This is a genomic window from Streptomyces sp. NPDC002573 (assembly GCF_042889625.1).
Taxonomy (GTDB): Bacteria; Actinomycetota; Actinomycetes; order Streptomycetales; family Streptomycetaceae; genus Streptomyces; species Streptomyces gibsoniae.
Map to the genome: position 1 here is coordinate 138,890 of NZ_JBIARC010000010.1, position 25,162 is coordinate 164,051.

Genomic DNA, 25,162 nt, shown 5'->3' on the forward strand with positions numbered 1-25,162 from the left:
GGAGCAGTCCCCCAGTCTGGACTTGCCGGTCCAAAATCCCCGACGCACAGTGGTCCGCACACCGGGACATCCGTACACCACGAGCCGTACGGGACGGGAAAGGACGCGTCATGAGTGCACGACTGCGGAACAAGACGGCGCTGGTCACGGGGTCGACCAGCAATATCGGGCAGGCGATCGCCGACGCGTTCGCCGCCGAGGGGGCCCATGTCATCGTGTCCGGGCGCAATCGGGAACGCGGGACACAGGTCGTCGAGGGGATCCGGGCGGCCGGCGGCCGGGCCGACTTCCTGATGGCGGACCTCGACGGCAGCAAGGAGGCCTCCCAGGACCTGGCCGACCGGGCCCGGGAGACCCTGGGCGGACGGATCGACATCCTGGTGAACAACGCCGGCATCTACCCGGCCCCCGGCACCGTCGACACCGACGAGAAGACGTTCGACAAGGTCTACGGCGTGAACGTCAAGGCGCCGTTCTTCCTGACCGCCGCCGTCGTCCCGGCCATGGCGGAGGCCGGTGGTGGGGTGATCGTCAACCTCGGCTCGTGGATCGCGCGCCTGGCCGTCCCCCTCGGTGCGCTCTACAGCTCCACCAAGGGCGCCATGGAGACGCTCACCCGGGCCTGGGCCGCGGAGTTCGGCCCGATGGGCGTACGGGTGAACGCCGTCTCCCCTGGCGTGATCCTGCCCCCGTCCCCGGAGGGCGGCGAGGCCCATCCGGGCGAGATCATGATGAAGGGCACCCCGGCCGGTGGCGTCGGCACACCGGACGCCATCGCACACGCCGTGGTCTGGCTGGCCAGCGACGAAGCGGCCTTCGTCCACGGCACCGTGGTGGATGTGGACGGCGGCAGGACAGGGGTCGCCGTCATCGCCGCGTAGCGCGCGGATCAGGATCCGACCCGTGTCTGCCGTGCACGGGGGTGGCCCGCACCCGGGCCCGCGCGCTGCCGCGGCGGGCTCGGGCACGGCCGACGCACGGCCGACGCACGGCCGACGTGCGGCCGGTCCGCGGTCACGATCCGCTGTTCGCCTGCACGGTGAACGAGTAGTAGTAAGGCGCCGTCTGAAGACCGGAGCGGGTCGTCGCGTAGACCGTCAGGTCGACGGGGCCGTCCGAGGTGGGGGTCCAGTCGATGCGCGCGGTGTGGTGTGCGCCGGCGGCGACCGTGACCTCCGGCTCCCCGTCGAAGGAGTACGTGTAGCTCACGATCCCCTTCACCTTCGGTGTGAAGGTGAAGGTGCCCGGGACGCCCACACCGCCACCCGAACCGTTCTCGGGGTAGACGTCCGAGGCGACGGTGGGAGTGGTGTCGTAGCCGGTGGACCACGATCCCGCGTCGCTGACCCAGCCGTTCGCGCTCTTGCTGGTCACCGAGAGGGACTCGCCGTAGAGGCCGTCCAGCGTGAGCTTCACCTGCGCCGTGCCGTCCGCCGCCGCCTTGACGTCCACGGTCCTGTCGCCGTCGGGGCTGCCCACGGTGTGTACGGAGTAGCTGACGACCGGGCTCGTCGACTGAAGCGCGGCACTGGGCCGAAGCGTGAACGTGGCCGGCCTGCCGAACTCGGGCGACGGGGCGTCCGGGGTGACGGTGGGAGCCGTGGAGCTGATGAGGAAGCTGTAGCTGGTGGTCTCCGACACGTTGTAGGCCCGGTCCAGGCTGCGCACCCACAGGGTCATCCGCCCGGAGCCGGTCGGCGGTACCAGGCTGAGGGTGGCCGAACCGCCCGGGGCGTCGGCGCGCGTGAAGTATCTGGGGTCCGTGTACGGATCCACAGGCTGGGGAATGCCGTGGTCGCCGATGGACGTGCCGATGACCGGGAGGTCCGGCTGCCAGGAGTACTCGAACCCGGTGACATCGCCGACGCCGTTGGCGTTCAGCGTGAACCTGACCGGCTCGCCGCCCGGGTTCCACGTGTCCGGCGCATAGTTCGGCGAGGAGACGGTGGGCGCGTTCGCCGGGCGGGTGTCGTCGATCGCGACGTAACAGGGGGCCGACCAGTCCGAGGCCGTACCCCCGGCCACCGTCTGCGCCCGCCAGGCGTAGGTCTGCCCTTCGGCGAGCGCTTCGGAGGGCAGTTGGCCCGGGGCCTCGAAGCCGGGTGCGGCGTGGTCACGGGTGACCGTCGTGATCTGCGTCGGGTCGGTGACCGGCCAGACCTGGTACTGCACGCTGAGCGACGAGTTGTCGGTGGTGTCGGTGGTGGCGGGGATGCCCTCGACGACCAGGCCGGTGCCGGCCCAGACGTAGGTGGGCCGGTCCGCGTCGGTCGAGCAGGTCCGGTAGCCGTTGAACAGCTGAGTGGGTGTGGTGGGCGTCCCGCCGGCCGCGCTCGCGGGCGACGCGACGGCCAGTGCGAGGCCGAGGGTGCCCAGGCAAGCGAGGACGGCACGCGGGCGCGCGCCGAAGGACATGGTCAAGTGGTCCCTCCCGTTCGGATGCCCGCACCGGGCGCTGATGCGCACTGGTGTGCGGGCGGCGAGGGGATCGTATGGGGCGGCGCAGAACGATGCTTGAGAATTAGGGGAGTTGAGGGAACCGGCGGGGCCGGTGCGGACGTGTGGCGGCGCGGGTGCCCGCGGGCGTCACGACCGGGCGGCGGACACCGCCCGGCGGGGTACTAGGATCCGGCCCATGGCGCTGACCATGAACGACGTGGACCGGTTCGAGGCCTCCAGGTCCCGCCTGGAGGCCATCGCCTACCGCCTGCTCGGCTCCGCGAGCGAGGCCGAGGACGCCGTACAGGAGACGTTCCTGCGCTGGCAGGCCGCTGACGTCGACCGCATCGAGGTCCCCGAGGCCTGGCTGACGAAGGTGCTCACCAACCTGTGCCTCAACCAGCTCACCTCGGCCCGCGCGCGGCGCGAGACCTATGTGGGCCAATGGCTGCCCGAGCCGCTGCTCGCGGGAGACCCGATGCTCGGCCCGGCCGACACCGCCGAACAGCGCGAGTCGGTCTCGTACGCGGTCCTCGCCCTGCTGGAGCGCCTGTCCCCGGGCGAGCGGGCGGTGTACGTGCTGCGGGAGGCCTTCGCCTATTCGCACCGGGAGATCGCCGAGATCCTCGACCTCACCGAGGCCGCCAGCCAGCAGATCTTCCACCGCGCCAAGAAGCATGTCGCGGCCGGCGAGGCCCGCACCGAGATCGACGAGGCCGCCGCCCGGCGGATCATCCACGAGTTCCTGGCGGCCGCCACCACCGGCCGGACCGAACCGCTCGTACGGCTCCTCACCCAGGACGCCGTCTCGATCGGCGACGGCGGCGGAAAGATCCCGGCCCGCGCCAAGGCGTTCGAGGGAGCCGTCGCGGTCGCGAAGTTCATGCGGGGCCTGTTCAAGCCCAGCAAGGCCAAGAGCGCCCTGGTCGGCGGCTCACCCGAGCTCTACGCCACGACCGCCAACGGCGACCCCGCCGTGGTGGCGGTCGTCGACGGCCGGGTCGTCGGCGTCATGTGCCTGGAGATCACCACCGAGGGCATCGCCGCGTTCCGCAACCAGGTCAACCCCGACAAGCTCGACCGCGCGACCCGGCGATGGGCGGCCACCGACCACGGCGAACCCCTGCTCCGGGTCTTCTGACGCCATGTGAGGTGCTTCACATCGCGCTGCTGTCAGGAAACGGCGGGCCGCCCGGTTCAAGGGGCGAACCCGCCGAAGACAGGAGCCAGGACATGCAGCACCGCATCGTCGTCCTCGGAGCCGGATACACCGGTGCCATCGCCGCCGGCCGCCTCGCCAAGCGCCTGCATCGCGAGGACGTCGCCATCACCCTCGTCAACGCCGAGCCCGACTTCGTCGAACGCGTGCGGATGCACCAGCTCGCGGTCGGCCAGGACCTCACCCCCCGGCCCTTCAGCGAGATGTTCGCGGGCACCGGAGTCGAACTGAAGCTCGCGAAGGTCACGTCCGTCGACGTCGACCGCAGGACCGTCGCCGTCCACGGCGCACACGGCACCGAGACACTGGCGTACGACACCCTCGTGTACGCCCTCGGCAGCGCCTGGAACGACCAGGGCGTCCCCGGCACCGCCGAGCACGCCCACGAGATCGCCGGCCGCCCCGGAGCGCTCCGGCTGCGCGAGCGCCTGGCCGGTCTGGACGCCGGACAGCCCGTGGTCGTGGTCGGCGGCGGCCTCACCGGTGTGGAGGCCGCGGCCGAGATCGCCGAGGCCCGCCCGGACCTCGACATCGCTCTCGTCGCCCGTGGCGCCCTCGGCGACTGGCTCTCCCCCAAGGGCGCCCGGCATCTGCGGAAGGTCTTCGGCAGGCTCGGCATCACGGTGCACGAACACACCGTCGTCACCGGCGTCGAGGCCGATCGCGTCACCACCGCCGTCACCGGCGTCGAGGCCAACCGTGTCACCGCCGCCGACAACAAGGCCGTCCCGGCCGCGGTCACCGTGTGGACCACCGGTTTCGCCGTCCACCCGATCGCGACCGCCACCACCCTGGAGGTCAGCGACACGGGACAGATCGTGGTCGACGGGACCATGCGCTCGGTCTCGCACCCGGACGTCTACGCCATCGGGGACGCGGCCCTCGCGATGGGCCCCGGCGACAAGCCGCTGCGGATGTCGTGCGCCTCGGGCACCCCGGCCGCATGGCAGGCCGCCGACGCCATCGCGGCACGCCTGACCGGCGGGAAGCTCCCGAAGGCGCCGCTCCGCTACTTCAACCAGTGCATCTCGCTGGGCCGCCGGGAAGGCCTGATCCAGTACGTCACCGCCGACGACCGCTCGGTCCGGGCGGCCCTGACGGGACGGCCGGCCGCCGTCTACAAGGAACTGGTCTGCAAGGGCGCGGCCTGGGGCGTCGCCAACCCGACGCTCGGCATACCGGCCCGGCGCCGCCGCGTGGTCGCACCGGAACCGGCCCGGACGCACTCGACGGCCGGGACGGCTGCCTGACGCGCACGGCGAGACGGGCGCCCTCGGTGGGAGGGCGCCCGCCGCACGGAGCCCTTCTCACAGTCCGAACAGCGTTGCCGCGTTGTCGTGGCACACCGCCCGCAGCCACTCCTGCCCGAGCCCCAGCCGCTCCAGGGCGTGGAGCTGGTGCACGTAGGGATAGGGGATGTTGGGGAAGTCGGAGCCGAGCAGGACGCGGTCGCCGAGCGCGGCGAGCCGGGGCAGGGCCCGGCGGGGGAACGGCATGAACCCCTCGGTGAAGTCGGTGAACGCCATCGTCGTGTCCAGCCGCACCTGGTCGTACCGCTCGGCGAGGCCGAGGAACTCCTCGTACTCGGGCATCCCCAGATGCGCGACGATCAGCCGCAGCCGCGGGTGCCGCGCCAGCACCCGGGCGATCGGCTCGGGTCCGGTGTACTTGCCGGGCGCGGGCCCGGAGCCGCAGTGGATCACCACGGGGATCCGCGCCTCGGCCAGCACCCCCCATGCCTGCTGGAGCAGTTCGTCGGCCGGGTCGTAGGCCCCCACCTGCACATGCGCCTTGAACACACGCGCGCCCGCCTCGACGGCCTCGCGGACGTACGTCTCGACGCCCGGCTCGGGATAGAGGGTGGCGGTGTGCAGGCAGTCGGGGGTGCGGCGGGCGAAGTCGACCGCCCATCCGTTCAGCCACCGGGCCATGCCGGGCTTGTGCGGGTAGAGCATGGCGGTGAAGGCCCGGACGCCGAACTCCCGCAGGAGGGCGGCCCGTTCCGCCTCCTCCTTCCGGTAGGTGATCGGCCACTCCAGCCCACCGAGCAGCGGTCCGGTCGTGTCGAAGTAGTTCCAGACCTTGCGCAGGACCTGCTCGGGCATGAAGTGCGTGTGGACGTCGACCAGCCCGGGAAGACCGAGCCGGCCCCAGAAGCGACGGACCTCGTCGGCCTCTCCGCCCGACGTCCCGTCGTCGCTCGTGGTTCCTGGTACGCCCGTGGCCACGCTCGGCCTCGGCGATCCGGCAGCGTACGAAGGACCGTGGGCGGGGGCGGGTCCGGCGGAGCCGGCAGGGCCGACGGATGCGTCGCGTTGATCGTCCATGCCGCTCACGATCGGCCCTGACGGTGGGACGGGTCCACCCCTTTGGGGCCGCCGCGGTGGAGTGAACGAGCGGCCCGCCTCTCTCGTGTCACCGACGGCGTCTGTTGCAATTCTCTGTGTAATCACACTTCGGGTCCACCTCCCGGGAGAGATGCATGTTCCACACCAAGGCGTCCGGGCCCGTGCCGCACGGACAGGGGAGGGGCGCACTACGGACGTTGCTGGGCAGGGTCGCCGTCCGGAGGGGCGCGCTGGGCGTGCTGGCCGTGCTGATGCTCGCGGTCACGGTCCCGGCGACGGCTTCGGCGAAGCCGCAGCCCGTGCAGTGGGCGGCCCTCGGCGACTCCTACACCGCCGGAGTGTTCGTCGGCGCGCCGAGCCCGCCGCTGGGCAGCCCGGACCGAGACGGATGCGCCCGCACGACAGGGTCCTATCCCTATCTCGTGGAGCGCGGTCTCGCCGCCCACCCGCCCGCGGGCCGGGCGGTGAGACTGACCGACGTCGGTTGCGGCAACGCCACCGTCAACGAGATCACCGTGGAGCGGCAGACCCCCATCGACCCCGTGCAGGAGCCCCCCGGCGGCTGGCCCGGCGTGGCCCCCCAGGTGGACCGGGCCCATGTGCGCGCGAGTACCGGCGTGGTCACGATCGGGGTCGGCGTCAACACCCTGCCCATCGCCGACATGGAGGAGGCCTGCCTGCTCCTGGGCACCGGCCGTCCCGACCGGGCCACACCCTGCCGGGACGCCTACGAAAACGGCGGTCCGCCCCTCGACCACGAGTCGATCCACGCCAAGTACGACCGGATCACCCGGCAGTACGGCGCGATGCTGCGTGCCGTGCGTCAGAGGGCGCCCCACGCGAAGATCATCACGGTCGGCTATCCCACCATCTTCCCCGCGGACGCCCGCGGCTGTGACCGCCACGACCCCACCGAGCTGGCCACCCGGCTGGTGGGAGGGGAACTGGTCTCGGTGACTCATGGGGACATCGCGTGGCTGCACGGTGTGATCACCCATGTCAACGCGATCATCCGGTCCCTGACGGAGCGCTACGGCGACACATACGTCGACACCGCCACCTCCAGCGTCGGCCACGACGCGTGCCGGTCCAGGGCGGCGAAGTGGGTGCACGGCTTCTGCGGGCAGGCAGCCCCGTACTGGCCGAAGGAGATCTCGCTGGTTCACGTCACGATGGTGTGCTCCGGCGGGAACCGGGCCACGATCGTGCACCCCGACGCGGCTGGCCAGGCCGACATTGCGGCCCAGGTCGAGGCAGCCGTCCGCACGGCGTTGTGTCCACGGAGGAAGTCATGGGGGGTGGCAGGCGGCACCGGGGCCGGCCGGTGTCTGCGAGTCGGCCACCCGTGATGTGCGCCGATGACAGGTGCCCTGGCATCGGCGCCCGCAAGGACACGGCAGAATGCGGTCATGCGGACAGCGACGGCGGTGACGGTGCTGGTCCTCGTGCTCGGATCGGCCTCCGCGGTGGTCCAGGCCCGTAAGGGGCAGTGGTGGAGGGCCGGCTCGACCCTGCTTCCCGTCCTCGGCATGGCCGTGATGCTGTTCGGCGGCGTGGAGCGGCGGATCACCTCCCTCTTCTGGCTGGGATGCCTGCTTGTCCTGGCCGGCTTCGGAGCGGAGGCCGTGGCCTACTGGAGGACCCGGACTCCTGGGAGCCGACAAGCGGGCCGGTGACGAGGTCACCCGCCGAGGAGACGGAGTCTCCATGGGCGCGGCAGGTCCACGAGACGCCGTCCACCGAACGAGGACGGCGTCTCGCAGGTCGCGTCACGTGCGGGTGACCGTGCCGCAGGCCTCGGATCGGTTCGGGTCGAGGTTCTTGCTGCGGTCGTAGGGGTCCGTCGCCGGCCCGGTCGGCTCCTCGGCCGGGGTGTCCGTGGTGAACTCCGGGTGGAGGAAGCCGTCATAGACCTCGCAGGCCGTGTTGGAGATGTCCTCGTCGTAGCGGAGCACGTACAACTTGCCGGGTGTGACCCGGTATTGCGCCGCGTCGAGCAGCTGTGTGTCCAGCACTCGCCGCACGATGGTCCGTTGGACCTCCGTGGAGCCGGCGTCGGCGTGGGCGACGGGATAGACGAAGGTGTAGTCGGCGTGGACCACGACGGAGCCGTGGTCGCCTCGTTTGAACGTCGTACGGCCGCGGACCTTGATCACATCGCCGACGAGCCGGAGTTCGTGCGGGTCGAACCGGCTGAACATCGTCAGTGGGTCGTGGCGCTTGTCCGGCTTGCGCAGCGCGGTGCCGAGCCAGCCGAGCAGGTCCGTCTGATGCGGGTCGATCACGTTCAGCGCCGTCTGCGGACGCTCCCCGAGCAGGGTGCGGCGATCGAGGTTCGCCGCGACGAGGAGTTGCTTGGTCTCCGTCAGCGCGAAGGCGACCTGTGCCTTGCTCAAGGAGCCCACCGGGGTCGCCTTCGGCACCACGATGGCGCCGGCTCCGTCCGCCCACCGCTCGGCGGGCGAGCCCGCGAACGGCTGCTTCAGGGTCGGCATGCCGGGCTCCGCGGCGTACGGTGCCGCCGTGGGCCGGGCCGTCTCCGGGGGCAGAGGAGTGGGCGTCGCCCGCGTGTCGCCGGAGGAGGTGAACCGGTCTCCCAGCCCGCCGGGCAGACGGGAGAGCGCCCAGCCCGGATTGACCGCGACGACGGCGACGGCCACCGCGGCGACCACGCCGACCGCGCTGAGGAACCGACGCCGCCGCGTCGCCCGCCCGTCCAGCTCACGCCATGCCGGACCGGTCCGCCAGCCGTCCGGCTGCCAGGGCTGACCGGCCGCGCCGGCCCCGCCCTTCTTCCGGAACCGCTTCTTGCCCCCGCTCTGCCGATCCGCGGCACGCGCCTCCTGCTCCCGCAGCCGGGCGGTGACCATACGGGCGCGGGCCGAGGGCTCCTTGGGCGCGGTGTCCCGTATCTCGCCCTCGTGGTCCTGGACGAACTTCGACCACACCTCGTCGGGTACCGACGACTTCTCCGCATCCCCCGCCGGTCTGCCGTCGTCCGGCTCCTTCGTGCTCACGGGCCCCTCCTCGTCGTTCACCGTGGCCCGCCGACGCGCGTGCCTGACCAGGGCGTACGCCCAGCAGAGTGTGGCGATCAGCGGTAGCAGGGGCACATCCAAGCAGAGCTCACCGACACAGGAGGGACGGGGGTGCCGACCGACGGTGCCCGCAAAGGGCGTTGACCCGCGGAAACTCCCATCGGCATTTCTCGCGGGCCGACATCGCTTCCCGGAGCGGTCAGGTCAGTCGGGCAGCCGGTCCAGCAGCCAGGTGCAGTTCCTCGGTGATGGCGGTGTGGCCGCTGTTGGTGGAGGAGCAGATGAAGTCGTCGGCGTCGCTCTCGCCGGGGTCGAGGTCGTCGATGTTGACGTAGAGGTCCTAAGGTGCCGGATGGTCGATCAAGCCGCTGGTCAGCCACCGTGTGCGGCCCGATGGCCGAGGCAAGGCGATGGCCGCCGGCCGATGGCGACGACGGCGACCGTACAGGCTCAGGGACATTGAGGCCATGTCAGGGAGCGCTTGGGAGAGCTGCGATGAGCTCGCGGCCTTGAGGGCGACACGGCGCGGGGAAGGTCAGTGTGAGCCCCCGCTCGGCACCCGCTACGAACAGACTGGTCACGAGAGTCAACCCGAACATTCCCTTCTGCGCCGTGCCGACGCCGGCGTACTGCCGGGGAACGTTTATCAGCAGTTTTCCGGTCTTGTTGTTGGGTCTCAGGCAAGCAAAGAACAGCAAGCGCTGATCGGTCAGGATGAGGTACATGGGCCGAGGCTGGGCAGTGGCGATCAGGGTGCCCATGCTTGCCACGCCGACCGCGGCGGCGGTGAGAGCCTTCCTCTTCACGGAGACGGAGCCGACGGTGGCGAGAGTGGTCAACTCAACTCGCTCATCCTGCAGGAGAAGCGGGGCTGCGGTCTCGAGCAGCTGGCGAAAGTGCCGTTCCTTCAAGGCCATGAATGCTCCACGCTGATGGATCGCGGGACGGTGCGGGCGCCACAGCCTAAGGCGGTGAAGCGCCGAGCCCTCACCCTGCCTGGGCCGATGGCAGACGGGACGGGAGCGCCGCCGGACGCACCTTCATGCGCTACCCGGCTCATGGCCTCGGTCCTGTCGACACGTGGGCGTGTGTCGGCCCGGCTACCCGATCCGCTCCGCCCTGCGCTCCCGAGGTGAGGCCCGACTCCTGTCCGGTGGGAAACGGATCCGGCCGCCGGGCGTGGCGGGTCTCTGTGTGACAATCCCTGCCTTGACGTTCGAGTAGAGATCGGGCTGCCATGCCTTCGCACAGACGCCGCTTCCTCGCTGTCCCGGTGGCCGCCCTCGCGGCACTCACCGTGGCCCAGGCCGTCACCCCCGTCACGGCCGTCGCCGCGCCCGCGGCCGATGTGTCGACCACTCTGGCCGCGCGGACGACCTCCGTGCCCGCCGCGGACGACATATCCGGCTCCGGCCCGGCGGTCGTCTGGAGTCAGAAGACCGCCGCCGACACGCTGCCGCACGGCTGGCTCGCCGTCTCCGGCGGCACCCCGAAGGACCTCGGCCCGCTCGCGGACACCGGCGAGACGGTGAACGTCGACGCGGTGTCCGTCCAGGACGGAGTGGTGGCCGTCGCCACCTCCGTCAACCCGAACGGTGCTCTCGCCGACCATGTCACCCTGCGCCACCTCGACTCCGGCGACGAGGACGTTCTCCCGGTCGCCTACGACAGTTCGGGAGCCGCGGGGGACGAGCGCTACCGCGGGCAGGCCGGCAACGGCATCCTCGTCCAGCAGAGCTACGACGACGCTTCCGGCTCTCGCGTGCGCCTGCTGCTGCGCACACCCGGCGGTGCGGACCGGACACTGCTGTCCGACGACGAGCAGTACGAGATCCTCGCCTCGGACGCGCACGGCGCCCTGGTGCTCCGGCGGACCGCGCCCGGCTGGGACCACAAGATCGTGTACGTCGACTTCGCCACCGGCGCCTCGGTCACCGTGGCAGAGCCCACGACCGACGAGTTGCCGCAGGGCCTGGAGTTCACCCCGAGTCGGGTCGGGGTCATCGACGGCGCGACCCTGACCGAATGGCAGCGGTCGGCGCCCGGGGACGGCTCGTCCACAGTCACCCTGCCCTTCAGCGGGGCCCGCTGGATCAGCGACGACACCCTCGCCTGGTACCAGTGGAGCTCCGCGGACGGAGCGGCCGAGCTGTTCGCGATGTCCAGGGACGGATCCACACCGGCGAAGGACCTCGGCGGGACCTTCACCGGCCTCGCGGTCGGCGACGACGGCAGGATGCGAGTGTCGCTCTACCGGCCCGACGTGGACGCCGCGATCCAGACGCTCACCGACGGCCGGGTCTCCACCGCCGCCGGCGACGCCACCACGATCCCCGCGGGCCCCGCCAGGCTGGACGCCCTGGCCCTGTCCGGCGGCGCGCTCTACACGGCCGACGACTCCTCCCGGCGCAAGGGCGTCCTGCTCCGCTCCAACCTGTCGGCCGGCCCGGCCGGGGCCTCGGCGGGCACGCCGTCCCGGGTACTGGCCTACTCCGGCGGCCTGGTGCACCAGACTCTCGCCGCGGCCGGTGGACGGGTCCTGGTCGAGCAGGGCAGCGCCTACGAGCCGGCCCACTTCCAGGTCTACGAGGACGGGAGGCTGGTCGGCACACCGCTGAACTACATCAACGGTTCGGCGGTGACCGTCGTGGACTTCGACGGTGAGCGCGTCCTGATGTCGGACAGGACGACCACTACTGACGGCACACTTCTCCTCTACACCTTCGCGAACGGCCGGACGCAGAGGGTGCCTTCCGGCTCCGCGCTGAACGGCGGCGCCGTGTACTCCTCGGTGCGCAACGGCACCACGTCCACCTGGTCGATCCGCCGCACCGACCTGACCACCGGCACCACCACCACCGTCGCCACCGTGGACTGCCTTCCAGGCAGCCTCCAGGTGCGCGGCTCCCGGATCCTGCTGACCACCTGCGGGGCCGCGTCCACCACCGGTCTGCTGCTCAAGGCGGGGAGTTCGACCGGCACCACCGTGGACGCCTCCGTCCGTACGCCGATCCTCGGCACGGACGTCCTCTACACCTTCACCAAGTCCTCGGACGGCGGCGCCGTCACGCTGAACGCCCAGTCGCTGGTCGGGACGGCGGCCACGGCACAGCCTCTGTTCACCCTCCCGCAGAAGGCCGACTCCGCCGCCGCCGAGCGGTGGGCGGTCGACCGCGACGCGCCCTGGGCGGCCTGGATGGACGACGCCGGCGTCACTCACGTGACCTGGGCGGGCGTTCCCACCGCCGCCTCGGCCACCGCCCCGGCCGGCTTCAGCCCCAACGGCGACGGATCGGCCGACACCTGGACCCCCGCCTGGACCTACAACCGGCCGGTGAGCTGGACGCTCACCATCAAGTCCGGTGCCACGCAGGTGCGTTCGCTGACCGCCACGGCCTCCGGTGGCAAGGTCGCACCGGTGTGGAACGGGACGACCCAGACGGGCGGAGCAGCCCCCGAGGGCGCCTACACCTGGACGCTGACCGCGCGTGACACGGTCACCGGCCGGGCGGCGGCCGACGTGAGCGGCAAGGTGACCTTGCGCCGGGTTGCCCCCGCCGCCTCCGTCACCGCGCCGGCCCTCGCGAGCAGCGCGGCGACGAGCGCAGCGGTGCCGGTCACCTGGTCGGCGAAGACCGCGGGCGTGACGTCGTACGACATCGGCTGGCGCGTCGCCACCCGTACCAGCGGGGGCGTCTGGAAGCTCGGGTCGCTCCAGACCTGGCGCACCGGCACCACGGCGACCTCCGCGGTCTTCGGCAAGGCGGGCAGCCCGGTGAAGCCGGTGGCCGGACTCACCTACCGCTTCTACGTCCGCGCTCACGACGACACCGGCCAGACCGGCTCCTGGAGCACGGCGGCGACCAGCGGCATCCCGGTCGACGACCGTGCGACGGCACTGCACTACACGGGTGCCTGGAAGTCGGCGACGGCATCCTCCGCCTGGTCGGGCACGGAACGCACCTCCGCGGCCAAGGGCGCGTACGTGTCCTTCTCCGCGGACGGCACCCAGCTGCGCATAGTCGCGACCCGCAAGTCGGACGGCGGGCGATTCGCGGTCGTGGTGGACGGAAAGACGGTCGGTACGGTGAACACCTACGCCGCGAAGACCGCCTACCGGCAGGTGGTGTTCACCCGCACCCTCGGCACCACGATCACGACCCACAAGGTGCAGCTGCGGATCCTCTCCGGCAGTGCACCCGGGCGGTCCACCGTCACCCTGGACGCCCTGATGGTCACCCGCTGAGCGGTCCGTCCGCGCCGTGAGACCGCCCGATCCGTCATGACGGCGGCGGTCTCACGGGCACACCCCCACCGGCCGGCAGCGGGACCGGCCGCCGGCCTGCCCGCCCGAGGAACTCGCGCTCTCGACACGGTCGTCGAGGCTGCGGGCGATATCTCTCAGGGGCCCTTACTGACGCCGTTGGCCGAGGACGCAGAACTCGTTGCCTTCGGGGTCTGCCATGACAACCCACGACTGGTCGCCCTGGCCGATGTCGACACGCTTCGCGCCATGAGCCTCCAGGCGAGCCACCTCGGCGTCCTGGTCATCGGGCCTGAAGTCGAGATGCAGCCGGCTCTTGGCCTTCTTGCTCTCCTCGATCCGGACGAAGTCCAGCCCCGGCAGGCGATCCGGCTCCGGACGGATCTCGAACTCCTCATCGGAGGAGTGGACCACAACCCAGCCGAGAGCCTCGGCCCACCACCGCCCCAAGGCGACCGGATCCACCGAGTGAACGATTACCTGTTCCCATTCCAAGGCCATCCGCGGAGTCTAGGCCTACCGGGACTTCGAAAGCAGGCGCTTCAAGGGCTGGGAGGGAGGCCGCGCAGCGGCCGACCGGTCGCGTTCAGCAGCCCGTGGACGGATGAGAAGCGGGCGGCGCTGTCGCCTGCAGGCTCCAGCCGGGTGGCTCGACACCGGGTCCACCGATGAGTTGCGCCGAGGCCTGGCCGCCGTCGGCCAGCTTCATGTGCCACGCCCACGAGCCCTGAGCGATCGAGCCCTGGTCGAACGTCCAACCCAGACCCCGCAGGGCCGTCTGCACATGGGCAACCACCTGAGGCGCGGTCCCGCCTCCGGAGAAGTCGACGTCGACGGTCGCCGGATCCCAGCCGTAGGCCGACGTGATTCCGTCGCACGAGTCCCATTGCGGCGCGACGCTCTGCTTCAGCGTGACGTGTGCGCCCGGCGGCACCGCGGACAGCACCGGGTGAATCGCATCGAGCCGTCGATGCCCGGGATCAGGGTCCCCGGCTGGCGACGGAGTCCCGCTGCATCCGGTCAGTGCCATGACTGTCGCGACCACGGCGGCGGACATCACACCGTGTGCCGGACGACGTTCGACCCCCCGCATGGGGGCAATGATCACACGTGCTCGCCGGTACCGGCACGGTGATGCCGAACACCCGCGACTACTGCGCCGAGGTGTCGCGCGAGCAGCGGCGGCGCAGTGCCCGCAGCCGGGCCACCTGCTCCTCGAAGGACTGCATCTCCTCGGCGCCCATGTACGGCACCGGCAGCCGGACGGCAGAGCCTTCGCGCAGCTTGACCGCGACACGGAGAGCGGTGCTGCGGACGCGGTGGTCGAGGGCGGCCACCCGGACATTCTCGAAGCGGGCGATCTCGTGCCACTCCAGCCGGTGCCACCGCAGCACCGTGCCGTACCTCAGCCCGGCCGGCCCCGCCTCCACACGACGCCCGAGCAGCCCGACGGCGCACATGACGGTCGCCACAGCGATGGTTCCGGAGAGGATCCCCCACTTGTCGGCCTGCGCGACACCGAGTCCGGCCGTGGCCCCTGTCGCGATCGCCGCGAGTGCGGACACCGCGATCGCCACGCGCAGGGTCCTTCCTCCGGCTCTCAGGGACAGCTCGCCGTGATCATTCACCCCCGTGATCCTGCCACCCGCCCGCCGCCGCACCTAGGGTGCCGATCACACCTGGGCTTGAAGTCCCCGGCACACGTGGGGAGTTCAGGTCGGACGGTGTGAGAGGGCCGGCGCTCCTGCCACGGACCCCACCGCCCGGGGAAGGACCAGTTCAGGGGCATAGGGGTGGGGATAACCCGACGGGGTGCCGGGGGGCTCGGCCCCCAGGAGGCCTACAGCTGACAGGCTGGTCCCGGTCGGACCGCCGTAGCCAGACTCGGATGCATGACGATCTCCTCCGACGCCTCGGCCGCGACCGCAGCGACAGCCGTGCGTCCCCGCAGGCCACGCCCTGACACCGGCAGTGACTTCGCCCGACTGTCCCGGCGCATCACCGAGGCGGGTCTGCTGCGGCAGCGCCCCGCCTACTACACGGTGCGGCTCGGCCTGGTGACCGGGTTGCTGGCGGCGGGGTGGGCGGTCTTCGCCGCGCTGGGCGACACCTGGTGGCAGTTGGCGGTCGCCGCCTTCATGGCCCTGATCTTCGGCCAGGTCGCGCTGGTGGCCCACGACCTGGCGCACCGGCAGGTGTTCAGGCGGCGCCGCCCGAGCGAGATCTGGGGCCGCCTCTTCGGCAACCTCGGTATAGGCATGAGCTACGGCTGGTGGATGAACAAACACACGCGCCACCACGCCAACCCCAACCACGAGGAACTCGACCCCGATGTCGCCCCGGACATCCTGGTGTGGTCCACCGATCAGGCCCGCAACAGCAGCGGTCTGGCCCGCTTCATCGGCGGCCGTCAGGCGTTCCTGTTCTTCCCGCTGCTGACGCTGGAGGGCTTCAACCTGCACGTGGCGAGCGTGCGGGCGCTGCGCTCGCCGTCCATGAAGAGCCGCCTGCTGGAGGGCGGTCTGCTCATCCTGCACATGGCGGCCTACCTGTCCGCGCTGTTCCTGGTGCTCCCTCCCGGCAAGGCGTTGGCGTTCCTCGCCGTGCACCAATGCCTTTTCGGTGTCTATCTCGGCAGCGTCTTCGCCCCGAACCACAAGGGCATGCCCACCTTCACCGGTGACGATCGACCCGACTTCCTGCGTCGCCAGGTGCTCACCTCGCGCAACGTGCGTGGCGGCCGATTCACCGACCTGATGCTCGGCGGCCTCAACTACCAGGTCGAGCACCATCTGTTCCCGAGCATGCCCACTCCTCATCTGCGGCGGGCCCAGGTTGTCGTGCGCGCGCACTGCGCGGAGATCGGCGTCCCGTACCACGAGACCGGGCTGATCCAGTCCTACCGCGAGGCTCTCACCCATCTGCACCGGGTGGGGGAGCCCATCAGACGACAGCGCAAGGCGTCCTGACCGTGGGACGGCGCGCGACGTGAAGTCCGGCGCCGGCTGCCCCGGCCGGTCAGGTGGGCCCGTCCGGGCTCCGGGAGAAGACCGTGTCGCCGGCCATCGCCACGATCTCTGAGCCCCCTGAGGGCGGGTGCCGGTCCGCCACAGGGTGCGGCCGGAGGCCGCGTCGATCCGGGCGACCGTGACACCCGTACCGGCACAAACAGGGCGCTTCCCTCCGCCACGCATCCGGGGCTGTCGTAGTCGAGAGGGACACCTTTCACGTCGTACCGCAGCTCCGTGCGCCACGGCCGCCAGCCGTCGGGCAGGGACGCGGCACGGGCGGTGGCAGTGGCGGTGTCCCGCTCGGCCATGAAGACACCCACCCCGACACACAGCCCCGTGACGGCCGGCACCGCGCCGAGGCCGGTGAGCAGCATCCGGACCCGGCGCCGCCTGCCGGTGCCGGTCGCGGCACCCGCGGAGGTGGTGGCCGTGCTCCGAGAAGTGGGGCGGGGCTGAGGATTCGCGGACCGCCCGGTCTCCGGGGACGCGGAGGCGTCGGATTCCGGCAGCGCCTGGAGCATGCGGTGTATGTCCGCCAGTTCCGGCCGCGCGGCCGGGTCCTTGTCCAGGCAGCGCTCGACAATGCCCAGGAGAGCTTCGGGCACCCCGCCGAGGTCCGGGGCCCCGTGCACCACCTGGTAGCCGGTTATATACGGGCTGTCGGCGTCGAACGGTCCCGTGCCGACGGCCGCGAACACCAGCAGTGACCCCAGCGAGAACACGTCCGAGGCCGGGGTGACCTCTCGGGGAGAGGCCAGTTGTTCCGGCGACATGAAGGGTGGAGTGCCGATCATCCCGGTCGTGGTGAGGCTCTGGTTGTCGGAGGCGCGCGATTTGCCGAAGTCGATGACACGCGGCCCGTCCTCGGTCATCAGGACGTTGCTCGGTTTGAGGTCCCGGTGCACCAGGCCCGCCCGGTGGATGTCGCGCAGCGCCTCGGTGAGCCCCAGCCCCAGCGCGCGCAGTTCCCGCCGGCGCAACGGGCCGTTCTTCTGCACGGTTTCGGCAAGGTTGAGTCCCGGCACGTAGAGCGTCGCCATCCACGGCTGGTCGGCGTCCGGGTCGGCGTCCACGACAGGCGCGGTGAAGGCTCCGCTCACTCTGCACGCTGCCGCGATCTCCTGCCGGAAGCGCGTCCGGAACTCCTCTTCCTGGGCATACGGCCCGCGCGCGAGCTTGACCGCGACCTTTCGTCCCGAGGCGGAGACTCCCAGATAGACGACTCCCATGCCGCCCGCCCCGAGCCGACCGAGAAGGCTGTACCCGCCTATGGACTCCGGGTCCCCGGTGCTCAGGGGCGTCATCGTCGATGGTCCCTTCCAACGCCTGCCTGCCTCACGGGGATCAGCGTAGGGTCTGCCGCCCCGGAGACGGAGCCGCACATATCGCGCGTCGGTGTCTGGACGAAGGCTCAGCTCCGCGCCGTTCAGGCTGCTGTCGATGCCGGAGTGCGTCGAGGTGTCGCCGACAGGAAGGGCAACGCGAAGGGCGCCCGCAGCCGGTCCGCCTCGTCGGCGACGGTGACGGCAAAGAGGGCACGCCACGCCGCCCCCACATCGGCCTCGACAACAGACAAACCCCAGGCCACTGAAATGGGGATTCTCTCTGGAGCGGGTGACGAGAATCGAACTCGCGCTCTCAGTTTGGGAAGCTGCGGACGAGTTGGGGACTTCTCTACGGCGTCCGTGACGACGCACTAGGGTGGAAGCCTGGCACCCCTGGAGCGCCCTGCTTCGGGAGCACGCGTTAGGCGTGCAGGAATCTCCATTGGCTGGCCGAGGTGAACTGATCAAGGTGGCTTTTGTGAGTGGCCCGGAGGTTCGGCCTGTACGCACGCTCCCTCTCCCCGCGATCCTCGCTCTCATCGGTGCTCTCGGTGTGCTTACCGTCCAATTCACGCCGCTTGCGCGGGAACTGTGCAGATTTCACCTCGGGAAACAGGCTCTCTCGAAGTGCAAGGCAGAGGACGTGCCTGCGGTACTCGAGGCGCTGCACTTCGGCAAGGATGGGCCCACTCGTACCAACCGCCGGTAACCGAACCCGCGGGCGGCGGAACGACTTGGCCCGGCGTTTGAATGACCGGGCCGTACGAGCGGGGGTGCCGTGCATGAGTCAGGACGGCGTTTGCGCACGCTGAGCCCGCGGTGGCGCTCACGTTGTTGTCGGATCCTCACGAGCCCAGTCGAAAGGCATTGGCGCGTCCTGCGGGATCACCCAAGGGCGGGGATAGTGAGCGTGACAACCAGTGCAGCGCGCGACGAACGGACCGATCTCGGGGTTCGTGAGAACGCTGTAGTGACTGGAGGGCTGAGCCGGGAGCATGTGCCCGTTCGCCGTCGTCTCCAAGCCGGGCCATGCCGACGAGCATTGGCACGGGCGCTGCACCGCGAACGGGTCGCCGTCAGGACTCTTGGCCGTCCTCTTGAAGAGCTTGGCGAAGTTCTCGCTCATCGACACGGCGGAGGCCTCTCCTTCACTGCGCCCGAGTCTCGGGCTTCCAGACAGTAACCGAGGCCGAGTTGAGCGCCTCGGCCGATCGCCCACTGAGTCCCGGCGCCGACCGCTGCTGTTCGTGCTTGTTGGTGTCAGCGGCTGGTGTCAGCCGCCGCACGAAGCCTTGGCAGGCAGGCTGGGCACGGCCGCCCATCCGCGATGCCGCGTGAGGTCACGTGGATGTCGCCGCTGGGGCTGGGAATTGGGCAACGCTACGTAGATGGCGATCACGAGGGCGTGTGGGCGGACCTTCGCCGCCTTGGGCCGATTCCGGACGCGATGGCCGAGGACTGTGCGGCCGTGGCGGCGAAGACGATGCAACGGGTGAGCAGCCATGCCGTCCGGCTCGCTGAGCAGCTGACCGCCTTGGTCTGGTTGCCGGCGGGGAGCTGCTGACGCCCCCGACCGCTGCGGATCATTCGGAGCTCGATGCGCTCGCCGACGAGATCGGCGCCTTGCCCGCGGCGCTTGATGCCTGCCTTCGCCACGTCGGCGGGGTCTGGTTCGCGGGTGACTGTCCGGCCCTGGATCAGAGCTACGCGTTCGGGGATCAGTACGGTGCTGCCGGAGTGCTCCCGGACCCGCTGGTCCTTCCCGACGTCCGTTATCTGCGATACAGCTGGGACGAGCATCGCGAACAGGTGGAGGACGATCCCGAACTGGCCGAAGGCGGGTTCGGGATCGACTTCGCCCCGGATGAACTGCACAAGGCCAACGTCAGTGGGGCGACCCACGACATCCTGCTGCTCCGAGCGGTTGCCGACCCCGTCATCCACGGCGTCGGCGGACGTCCCGGCATCACCCTGGTCGACTACCTGCGCCTGTCGATCTCCTGGGGCGGCATGCCCGGGTGGTCGTTCAAGGCCGACCAAGCACCCGCAGTCCTGTCCGGCCCTCGAGCGCACCCCGACTTCTAGGCCAGAAGGGTGCAGCTGGCGGAGCTACGACCTTCGTCACACCGGAGCGCACGCTCTCAACGCGTTCCGGGGCCCCTCAAGGACACGATGGTCCGCGCCGAACGTGCGAAGCACCACAAAGACAACTCCGCGCACCACAACGAGAAGCCGACCGGCAGCCAGGAGCGTCCTTATGGTGCGGTTGTGGTGCGCGCCCCGCCCACTGGTCTAGACAACAAAGAACCCCCGGGTCTCTGACCTGGGGGTTTCGCATGGAGCGGGTGACGAGAATCGAACTCGCGCTCTCAGCTTGGGAAGCTGATGTTCTACCATTAAACTACACCCGCGTAAGACGCCGACTCAGCCCGGTGTCCGAACGCTCGCTCACTCTACCTCATCTCGGACCCCCGGTGTCGCAGCCGTGGGGTCCGCTGTCGTTCCGGGGTGTGGATGTGGCTGCGGGGGGCGGGAGTTGGGGCGTACGGTGGGGGTGCTGGAGAGGGGTCCTGTGCGGTCGGAGTGCCGCCTGGAGAGCCGTCCCTTTGATCCCGTAATGTGGCTTTCGCCGTCCCGTCGTGGACATGAGACGAAGGTTCTTGGGGAAGGGACTCAGAGGACTTGATGGAGCGCACCGTCGTCCGATGTGCCGAGGGGCACGTGTTCAGCACCGCTTCGTTCCCGATGCAGCAGGCCGAGCGCCTCGGACCCGGACGGCTCGTCCGGTGCCCGCGCTGTGCCCGGCTCCGCAGCGCGGTACCGGTGGCCTTGGAGAAGCAGTAGCGGCAAGCGATGAAGGCGCGTGGAGTCGTCACGATTGTGGCGACTCCACGCGCCTTGCGTATTCTCGGGGCGTGCTTCTCTCAGACAAGGACATCCGGACCGAGATCGACAAGGGCCGGGTCGTGATCGACCCGTTCGATCCGACCATGGTGCAGCCCTCGAGCATCGATGTGCGGCTGGACCGCTACTTCCGGGTGTTCGAGAACCACAAGTACCCGCATATCGACCCCTCCATCGAGCAGGCCGACCTGACCCGGCTCGTCGAGCCGGAGGGCGACGAGCCGTTCATCCTCCACCCCGGGGAGTTCGTGCTCGCCTCGACGTACGAGGTCATCACGCTGCCCGACGATCTTGCGTCGAGGCTCGAGGGCAAGAGCTCCCTCGGGCGGCTGGGGCTCGTGACCCACTCCACCGCCGGGTTCATCGACCCCGGGTTCTCCGGCCACGTCACGCTCGAGCTGTCCAACCTCGCCACCCTGCCGATCAAGCTGTGGCCGGGGATGAAGATCGGGCAGCTGTGCATGTTCCGGCTCACCTCACCGGCCGAGTACCCCTACGGCAGTGAGCGCTACGGCTCGCGCTACCAGGGCCAGCGCGGACCCACCGCCTCGCGCTCCTTCGTCAACTTCCATCGGACCCAGGTGTGAGCCGGACATGACCAACATACGGGAGAACCTGAGCTACGAGGACTTCGGACGTGCCGTCCGCGAGCTCGCCCAGACCATCGCGGACGACGGCTACGAGCCGGACATCGTGCTCAGCATCGCGCGCGGCGGCGTGTTCGTGGCGGGCGGCCTCGCCTACGCCCTCGACTGCAAGAACATCCACCTGGTGAACGTTGAGTTCTACACCGGTGTGGGTACGACGCTGGAGATGCCGGTCATGCTGGCCCCCGTCCCCAACGCGATCGACTTCACCGACAAGAAGGTGCTGATCGCCGACGACGTGGCCGACACCGGCAAGACCCTGAAGCTGGTCCACGACTTCTGCCTCGAGACCGTCGCCGAGGTCCGCTCCGCGGTGATCTATGAGAAGTCCCACTCGCTCGTGAAGTGCGAGTACGTGTGGAAGCGCACGGACGACTGGATCAACTTCCCGTGGAGTGTTTTGCCTCCGGTGCACAAGTCGGGACAGGCGGCCAAGGAGAACAAGGAAGCGCTCTGACCTGATCGCTTCGTGACCTCGCACCAGGTCGTGCCGCACTTCATGGAGTGGGGCACGACCCGGCGTCGTCTCAGCGCCGGCCCTCGTGGTCGAAGTGCCCGCTTGCAGAGGTACTCGCGCTCAGGACGCCGAGCGCTCCGCACCGGACCCCAGACGGAGACATCCGCACAATGACGAGCACTGAGCCCGTGGGACTGCTGAACGTGTTGATCATCTACGAGCGTCCCTCGGCGCGCCGGGTGGTCTGCCACGCCCGCAGCGTCAGTCTGGAGCGGCCGGTCTTCCTCGGCGATTCGGTGCTCCCGGTGGACAGCCCACCGGGAGCCGTGACTCCCCCGGCCCGGGTGGTCCGTATGCACCGGCAGCCGTTCGGGGAGTTCACCGAGTTGCCCGCCGTCTGGAGTGCTGTCGTCGAGCTCGAAGGTCCGGACCTGTCCTGGGTGCAGTTCGAGGCGAAGCTCCGGGCGGTCCCGCCGGCAACCGGCACGGAGCAGGGACAGGTGGGCTGAGTACCGCCTCGGCGGCAGCCGACCGGCCCGGCGCCGGCCGATCCCCCCGCCGGAGGCGTTGTCTCGGCCGTGGCATCCGTGGTAGCCGTGGCACCCGTTGGGCCGGGCGCGGTCGTCACCCTGCGGACGGCCCGGAGCCGGTCCGGCGCCTCCCCGTTACGAGCAGGACCAGCGCTGCCGTGACCACCAGCACCAGACTCAGCGAGTCGGTGGTCATCACCACCGCGAAGGGTGCGCCCAAGAGGCGTGGCGCCCTGCCGAGGATCAGGCCGAGGCCCATGAGCAGGGGGAACCCGTAGAAGCGCACGCCCTGGCGGGGGCTCGCTCCTTCGCGGATCTTCGCCTGCGCCCATCGGCGGTAGCCGAAACCGAGAAGAACCAGCAGGCAGCCCATCGCGACGACGGACCAGTCCATGAACCCGAGCATCGGTACCCCTCGTCAGCACGGATCTGCCATACGTGCCGGTTGACCAGGCACATCACTGCGGCTCGTGCCCGCAGCGCAGCGAGCGTGCCAGGCCGGGCGTACGGCGGGGAAGGGCCGGTCAGGTTCTTAGCGCGATCTTTGCCCGCCACGAGGGGCGACGGGGCTTCGTTCGTCCGCGCCCTCCGGGAGCCGGTCGATGAGCACCATGGCCACGTCGTCCATCAGGGAGTCCGCGGTGTGGTGGATCAGCCGCCGGTGGAGTTCCTCCAGGAACTGCTGCGGGGTCGCCGCGTGCACCGCCGCCATGGCCTCGGGCAGGGGGAAGAAGTCGCCGCAGCCGTTGCGGGCCTCCACCACGCCGTCCGTGTAGAGGAGCAGCCGGTCACCCGGCGCGAAGGCGTAGCTCTCCGCGGCGGGCGACGGGCCGGTCATCAGGTCCTCCAGGCCGAGGGGCGGCATGGCCGCTTCGGGTCTGAGGGCGCGGACCCGGCCCTCGTGCAGCACCAGCGGAGCCGGATGGCCGCGGTTGACCAGCTCGACCACGGAGTCGTCCGTCACCTGGCCGACGAGCGCGGAGACGAAGCACTCCATCCGGTATTCCTCGTCGTGGTCGGCGGCGGCGCGTTCCCTCCGCATGGCGGCCGCGCAGTGCTGGACGACCTCGGCCAGATCGCGCTCGTAGTGGACGGTCTCCCTGAACGCGCCCAGGACGGCTGCGGCCGCGCGCACGGCGGGCAGGCCCTTGCCCCGGACGTCGCCCACGATCATCCGGACCCCGTACCGGGTCTGGAGGGCCTCGTACAGGTCACCGCCGATCTGCGCCCCGGACTCGGCCGCCAGGTAGATGCTGGCGGCCCGGAGTGGGCCCAGACGGGGGCTCACGGGCCGCAGCAGGACGTCCTGAGCCGCTTCGGCGACCCGGCGGATCTGGTCCAGCTCGTGCTGTCTGCGCCGCCGCATGAGGTCGCTGATCGTCACGCAGGCGACGGAGACCACGATGAGACCGAGAAGGTTGCCCGTGACCTGCTCCTCGGCCCAGGAGTGATGGAGGGTGGCGGAGATGACGTTGACGGTCAGGGCGCCGACCGCCGCTGACAGGGTGCCCACGGGACCCATGGTCAGTGCGGCGACCGCCGGCATCGCGGTGAGGAGCGGACCGGTGTACATGATGTGCATCGGCGAGAGTTCGATGCCCAGCCCGATGAGCAGGACCGCGAAGGGCAGACACTGCCCCAGTCGGAGGCGGACTCGGTCTTGAGCGCCCGCTCCTGACTCGCCGGACGTGCGGAAGGGCCATCGTATGTGCCACCGCATGACAACAGCGTCCCTCTCCGGCGCCCCGATCTTCCACCCGCGGGGCCGAGTGGTCCGCCCCCGTGCACGGATTGCGCACGCTTCGTGTCCGGTCGGATACGGTCGGCGCGCGATCGGTGTGCGAGCGGGCAGGCGGTACGGGGCTGCCGTACGGGATGCGGGAAGGCCCCGTCGCGCGTGGCGACGGGGCCTTCTGCGTGGGGCCGGGCGAGCGTGCGCTAGAACGTGCCGAGCTTCACGATCGACAGGATCGCGATCAGCTGGATCGCCGACGCGCCCAGCGCCTTCGGCCACGGCAGGTCGTGCGACTTGGAGACCATCAGGGTCAGCAGCGCACCCGCCGCAACCCAGGTCGCCCAGCCCAGGAACTGCACGAAGGGGGCGTCACCGCCGAAGAACATGGCGACGACCAGGCGCGGCGCGTCCGTGATGGACATGATCAGCATGGACAGGCCCACCGTGGGCTGCCAGGCGCCGTCGCCGCCGAGCTGGCGGGCCAGCGTGTGGGTGACCACGCCGAGGATGAAGGAGCTGACGACGAACGCCACGGCCGTGGTCAGGACGATCGGGATCGCGCTGGACAGCGTGGCGCTGATCGCGTCCTTGCGTGCGCCGTCGAAGCCGAAGACCGCCAGCAGGCCGTAGAGGAAGGTCACGATGAGGGCCGGGCCCCACATCGTGTAGTCCCGCATCTGGAGGAACGTCTGGGTCGGGGAGAAGACCACGCCCCGCAGCAGCTCCTTCCAGTGCAGCCGCGGACCGATGGGCGGCGCCGCCGCCTGGCCCGCGCGGTAGGTCTCGCCCTGGCTGTACGGGTCCTCGCCGACGGAGAACGCCTGGGTGTGGCCCGGGTTGTTGGCCGCGTACGGGTCCGGGGTCAGGGGCTGGCCCTGGCCGCCGGGGTCCCCAAAGTACTCCGGCTCACCCTGGCCCTGCGGCGCACGCCACTGCGGCTGACCCCCCTGGGGCCCTGCGGCCCCGTGGGGCGCCGCGCCGCCGTACTGCTGCTGCGACGCGGAGGGGTAGCCGTACGACGGGCCCTGCGGCGCCTGCCGTCCGTACGGGGGTTGTTGCGGTCGCGTTTGAGGAGCGCCGTTGGTCCGGCCGCGTCCGATCCTGAATCCAGCCACGTCTTCGAACGTACCTGGTCCCTGAAGGTGACATGCCGGACCCAGGCCAACGGGAGGGGCTTTGCTGCCGAGCTGTGACATCCCCTAAGGGGGCCCCTGGCGGGGAATCAGGGGGATCAGAGGGACGCCG

General features: G+C 70.5%; 23 protein-coding genes and 1 tRNA gene. 11 read left to right on the forward strand and 13 right to left on the reverse strand.

All coding sequences use genetic code 11. The features are described 5' to 3' along the window. Positions 1–110: 110 nt before the first annotated feature. Positions 111–881: an SDR family NAD(P)-dependent oxidoreductase gene (locus ACFYX0_RS12875; protein WP_388969747.1), complete on the forward strand. Its 771-nt coding sequence runs from the start codon at positions 111–113 to the stop codon at positions 879–881. 133 nt (positions 882–1,014) lie between these two features. On the opposite strand, the gene ACFYX0_RS12880 is transcribed toward ACFYX0_RS12875, so the two are convergent. Next, positions 1,015–2,415, reverse strand: coding sequence for a hypothetical protein (locus tag ACFYX0_RS12880; RefSeq protein ID WP_388969834.1), 1,401 nt, complete (start codon positions 2,413–2,415; stop codon positions 1,015–1,017). A gap of 220 nt (positions 2,416–2,635) precedes the next feature. Between ACFYX0_RS12880 and sigJ the strand changes: the two genes are divergently transcribed. Both sigJ and ACFYX0_RS12890 read left to right on the forward strand, forming a co-directional pair. Continuing rightward, a complete protein-coding gene (sigJ, locus tag ACFYX0_RS12885; RefSeq protein WP_388969749.1) occupies positions 2,636–3,580 on the forward strand; it encodes an RNA polymerase sigma factor SigJ in 945 nt (314 codons plus the stop codon). 92 nt (positions 3,581–3,672) lie between these two features. Then, the gene (locus ACFYX0_RS12890; RefSeq protein WP_388969751.1) at positions 3,673–4,908 is read left to right on the forward strand and encodes an NAD(P)/FAD-dependent oxidoreductase; all 1,236 of its coding nucleotides are present in this window, start codon (positions 3,673–3,675) and stop codon (positions 4,906–4,908) included. 57 nt (positions 4,909–4,965) lie between these two features. Here the strand turns inward: ACFYX0_RS12890 and ACFYX0_RS12895 are convergent, their stop codons facing one another. Next, positions 4,966–5,985 carry an amidohydrolase family protein gene (locus tag ACFYX0_RS12895; RefSeq protein ID WP_388969753.1) on the reverse strand — a complete coding sequence of 340 codons (1,020 nt, stop codon included), beginning with the start codon at positions 5,983–5,985 and terminating at the stop codon, positions 4,966–4,968. 155 nt (positions 5,986–6,140) lie between these two features. On the opposite strand from ACFYX0_RS12895, the gene ACFYX0_RS12900 reads away from it, so the two are divergent. Beyond that, a complete protein-coding gene (locus ACFYX0_RS12900; protein ID WP_388969755.1) occupies positions 6,141–7,355 on the forward strand; it encodes an SGNH/GDSL hydrolase family protein in 1,215 nt (404 codons plus the stop codon). Between the two features lie 60 nt (positions 7,356–7,415). Next, the gene (locus tag ACFYX0_RS12905) at positions 7,416–7,682 is read left to right on the forward strand and encodes a hypothetical protein (RefSeq protein ID WP_388969757.1); all 267 of its coding nucleotides are present in this window, start codon (positions 7,416–7,418) and stop codon (positions 7,680–7,682) included. 93 nt (positions 7,683–7,775) lie between these two features. On the opposite strand, the gene ACFYX0_RS12910 is transcribed toward ACFYX0_RS12905, so the two are convergent. Both ACFYX0_RS12910 and ACFYX0_RS12915 read right to left on the reverse strand, forming a co-directional pair. Then, entirely contained in the window at positions 7,776–9,023 is a 1,248-nt protein-coding gene (locus tag ACFYX0_RS12910; protein ID WP_388969759.1) for a hypothetical protein, read from the reverse strand. A 491-nt stretch (positions 9,024–9,514) separates the two neighbouring features. Continuing rightward, positions 9,515–9,961: a hypothetical protein gene (locus tag ACFYX0_RS12915; protein WP_388969761.1), complete on the reverse strand. Its 447-nt coding sequence runs from the start codon at positions 9,959–9,961 to the stop codon at positions 9,515–9,517. Between the two features lie 320 nt (positions 9,962–10,281). On the opposite strand from ACFYX0_RS12915, the gene ACFYX0_RS12920 reads away from it, so the two are divergent. After that, positions 10,282–13,290, forward strand: coding sequence for a hypothetical protein (locus ACFYX0_RS12920; RefSeq protein WP_388969763.1), 3,009 nt, complete (start codon positions 10,282–10,284; stop codon positions 13,288–13,290). Positions 13,291–13,455: 165 nt separating this feature from the next. On the opposite strand, the gene ACFYX0_RS12925 is transcribed toward ACFYX0_RS12920, so the two are convergent. The 3 genes from ACFYX0_RS12925 to ACFYX0_RS12935 all read right to left on the reverse strand — a co-directional run bounded on the left by ACFYX0_RS12925 (position 13,456) and on the right by ACFYX0_RS12935 (position 14,936). Beyond that, positions 13,456–13,809, reverse strand: a complete 354-nt coding sequence (locus ACFYX0_RS12925) for a VOC family protein (RefSeq protein ID WP_311697860.1) — start codon at positions 13,807–13,809, stop codon at positions 13,456–13,458. A gap of 85 nt (positions 13,810–13,894) precedes the next feature. Further along, on the reverse strand, positions 13,895–14,365 hold the full coding sequence (locus ACFYX0_RS12930; protein WP_388969765.1) for a hypothetical protein: 471 nt from the start codon (positions 14,363–14,365) through the stop codon (positions 13,895–13,897). Between the two features lie 94 nt (positions 14,366–14,459). Next, a complete protein-coding gene (locus tag ACFYX0_RS12935) occupies positions 14,460–14,936 on the reverse strand; it encodes a hypothetical protein (RefSeq protein ID WP_388969766.1) in 477 nt (158 codons plus the stop codon). Between the two features lie 264 nt (positions 14,937–15,200). Here ACFYX0_RS12935 and ACFYX0_RS12940 point away from each other — a divergent pair, with 264 nt between their 5' ends. Beyond that, entirely contained in the window at positions 15,201–16,277 is a 1,077-nt protein-coding gene (locus ACFYX0_RS12940) for a fatty acid desaturase family protein (protein ID WP_388969768.1), read from the forward strand. Here ACFYX0_RS12940 and ACFYX0_RS12945 read toward each other — a convergent pair. Then, a complete protein-coding gene (locus ACFYX0_RS12945; RefSeq protein WP_388969770.1) occupies positions 16,208–17,623 on the reverse strand; it encodes a serine/threonine-protein kinase in 1,416 nt (471 codons plus the stop codon). The genes ACFYX0_RS12940 and ACFYX0_RS12945 overlap by 70 nt on opposite strands. A 1,416-nt stretch (positions 17,624–19,039) precedes the next feature. Continuing rightward, positions 19,040–19,300: a hypothetical protein gene (locus ACFYX0_RS12950; RefSeq protein WP_388969772.1), complete on the reverse strand. Its 261-nt coding sequence runs from the start codon at positions 19,298–19,300 to the stop codon at positions 19,040–19,042. 81 nt (positions 19,301–19,381) lie between these two features. Between ACFYX0_RS12950 and ACFYX0_RS12955 the strand changes: the two genes are divergently transcribed. Continuing rightward, on the forward strand, positions 19,382–19,729 hold the full coding sequence (locus ACFYX0_RS12955) for a hypothetical protein (protein WP_388969774.1): 348 nt from the start codon (positions 19,382–19,384) through the stop codon (positions 19,727–19,729). A gap of 252 nt (positions 19,730–19,981) precedes the next feature. Here the strand turns inward: ACFYX0_RS12955 and ACFYX0_RS12960 are convergent. Beyond that, positions 19,982–20,055 (reverse strand) — tRNA-Gly (locus ACFYX0_RS12960). Between the two features lie 504 nt (positions 20,056–20,559). Between ACFYX0_RS12960 and dcd the strand changes: the two genes are divergently transcribed. The 3 genes from dcd to ACFYX0_RS12975 all read left to right on the forward strand — a co-directional run bounded on the left by dcd (position 20,560) and on the right by ACFYX0_RS12975 (position 22,161). After that, entirely contained in the window at positions 20,560–21,135 is a 576-nt protein-coding gene (gene dcd, locus ACFYX0_RS12965; protein ID WP_311697866.1) for a dCTP deaminase, read from the forward strand. A gap of 7 nt (positions 21,136–21,142) precedes the next feature. Continuing rightward, the gene (locus ACFYX0_RS12970; RefSeq protein WP_355914929.1) at positions 21,143–21,652 is read left to right on the forward strand and encodes a phosphoribosyltransferase; all 510 of its coding nucleotides are present in this window, start codon (positions 21,143–21,145) and stop codon (positions 21,650–21,652) included. 170 nt (positions 21,653–21,822) lie between these two features. After that, positions 21,823–22,161: a hypothetical protein gene (locus ACFYX0_RS12975; RefSeq protein WP_388969776.1), complete on the forward strand. Its 339-nt coding sequence runs from the start codon at positions 21,823–21,825 to the stop codon at positions 22,159–22,161. A 115-nt stretch (positions 22,162–22,276) separates the two neighbouring features. Here ACFYX0_RS12975 and ACFYX0_RS12980 read toward each other — a convergent pair whose 3' ends face one another. The 3 genes from ACFYX0_RS12980 to ACFYX0_RS12990 all read right to left on the reverse strand — a co-directional run bounded on the left by ACFYX0_RS12980 (position 22,277) and on the right by ACFYX0_RS12990 (position 25,113). Further along, a complete protein-coding gene (locus tag ACFYX0_RS12980) occupies positions 22,277–22,576 on the reverse strand; it encodes a hypothetical protein (RefSeq protein ID WP_388969778.1) in 300 nt (99 codons plus the stop codon). 138 nt (positions 22,577–22,714) lie between these two features. Further along, the gene (locus ACFYX0_RS12985) at positions 22,715–23,902 is read right to left on the reverse strand and encodes a PP2C family protein-serine/threonine phosphatase (protein ID WP_388969780.1); all 1,188 of its coding nucleotides are present in this window, start codon (positions 23,900–23,902) and stop codon (positions 22,715–22,717) included. A 218-nt stretch (positions 23,903–24,120) separates the two neighbouring features. After that, the gene (locus ACFYX0_RS12990; RefSeq protein ID WP_388969782.1) at positions 24,121–25,113 is read right to left on the reverse strand and encodes a YIP1 family protein; all 993 of its coding nucleotides are present in this window, start codon (positions 25,111–25,113) and stop codon (positions 24,121–24,123) included. Positions 25,114–25,162: the final 49 nt, after the last annotated feature.

Coding starts and splice junctions, on each gene's coding strand:
- ACFYX0_RS12875 (WP_388969747.1), top strand. CDS start 111: ATGAGTGCACGACTGCGGAACAAGACGGCGCTGGTCACGGGGTCGACC.
- ACFYX0_RS12880 (WP_388969834.1), bottom strand. CDS start 2,415: ATGTCCTTCGGCGCGCGCCCGCGTGCCGTCCTCGCTTGCCTGGGCACC.
- sigJ (WP_388969749.1), top strand. CDS start 2,636: ATGGCGCTGACCATGAACGACGTGGACCGGTTCGAGGCCTCCAGGTCC.
- ACFYX0_RS12890 (WP_388969751.1), top strand. CDS start 3,673: ATGCAGCACCGCATCGTCGTCCTCGGAGCCGGATACACCGGTGCCATC.
- ACFYX0_RS12895 (WP_388969753.1), bottom strand. CDS start 5,985: ATGGACGATCAACGCGACGCATCCGTCGGCCCTGCCGGCTCCGCCGGA.
- ACFYX0_RS12900 (WP_388969755.1), top strand. CDS start 6,141: ATGTTCCACACCAAGGCGTCCGGGCCCGTGCCGCACGGACAGGGGAGG.
- ACFYX0_RS12905 (WP_388969757.1), top strand. CDS start 7,416: ATGCGGACAGCGACGGCGGTGACGGTGCTGGTCCTCGTGCTCGGATCG.
- ACFYX0_RS12915 (WP_388969761.1), bottom strand. CDS start 9,961: ATGGCCTTGAAGGAACGGCACTTTCGCCAGCTGCTCGAGACCGCAGCC.
- ACFYX0_RS12920 (WP_388969763.1), top strand. CDS start 10,282: ATGCCTTCGCACAGACGCCGCTTCCTCGCTGTCCCGGTGGCCGCCCTC.
- ACFYX0_RS12925 (WP_311697860.1), bottom strand. CDS start 13,809: ATGGCCTTGGAATGGGAACAGGTAATCGTTCACTCGGTGGATCCGGTC.
- ACFYX0_RS12930 (WP_388969765.1), bottom strand. CDS start 14,365: ATGTCCGCCGCCGTGGTCGCGACAGTCATGGCACTGACCGGATGCAGC.
- ACFYX0_RS12940 (WP_388969768.1), top strand. CDS start 15,201: ATGACGATCTCCTCCGACGCCTCGGCCGCGACCGCAGCGACAGCCGTG.
- ACFYX0_RS12945 (WP_388969770.1), bottom strand. CDS start 17,623: ATGACGCCCCTGAGCACCGGGGACCCGGAGTCCATAGGCGGGTACAGC.
- ACFYX0_RS12970 (WP_355914929.1), top strand. CDS start 21,143: ATGACCAACATACGGGAGAACCTGAGCTACGAGGACTTCGGACGTGCC.
- ACFYX0_RS12975 (WP_388969776.1), top strand. CDS start 21,823: ATGACGAGCACTGAGCCCGTGGGACTGCTGAACGTGTTGATCATCTAC.
- ACFYX0_RS12980 (WP_388969778.1), bottom strand. CDS start 22,576: ATGGACTGGTCCGTCGTCGCGATGGGCTGCCTGCTGGTTCTTCTCGGT.
- ACFYX0_RS12985 (WP_388969780.1), bottom strand. CDS start 23,902: ATGCGGTGGCACATACGATGGCCCTTCCGCACGTCCGGCGAGTCAGGA.
- ACFYX0_RS12990 (WP_388969782.1), bottom strand. CDS start 25,113: ATGTCACAGCTCGGCAGCAAAGCCCCTCCCGTTGGCCTGGGTCCGGCA.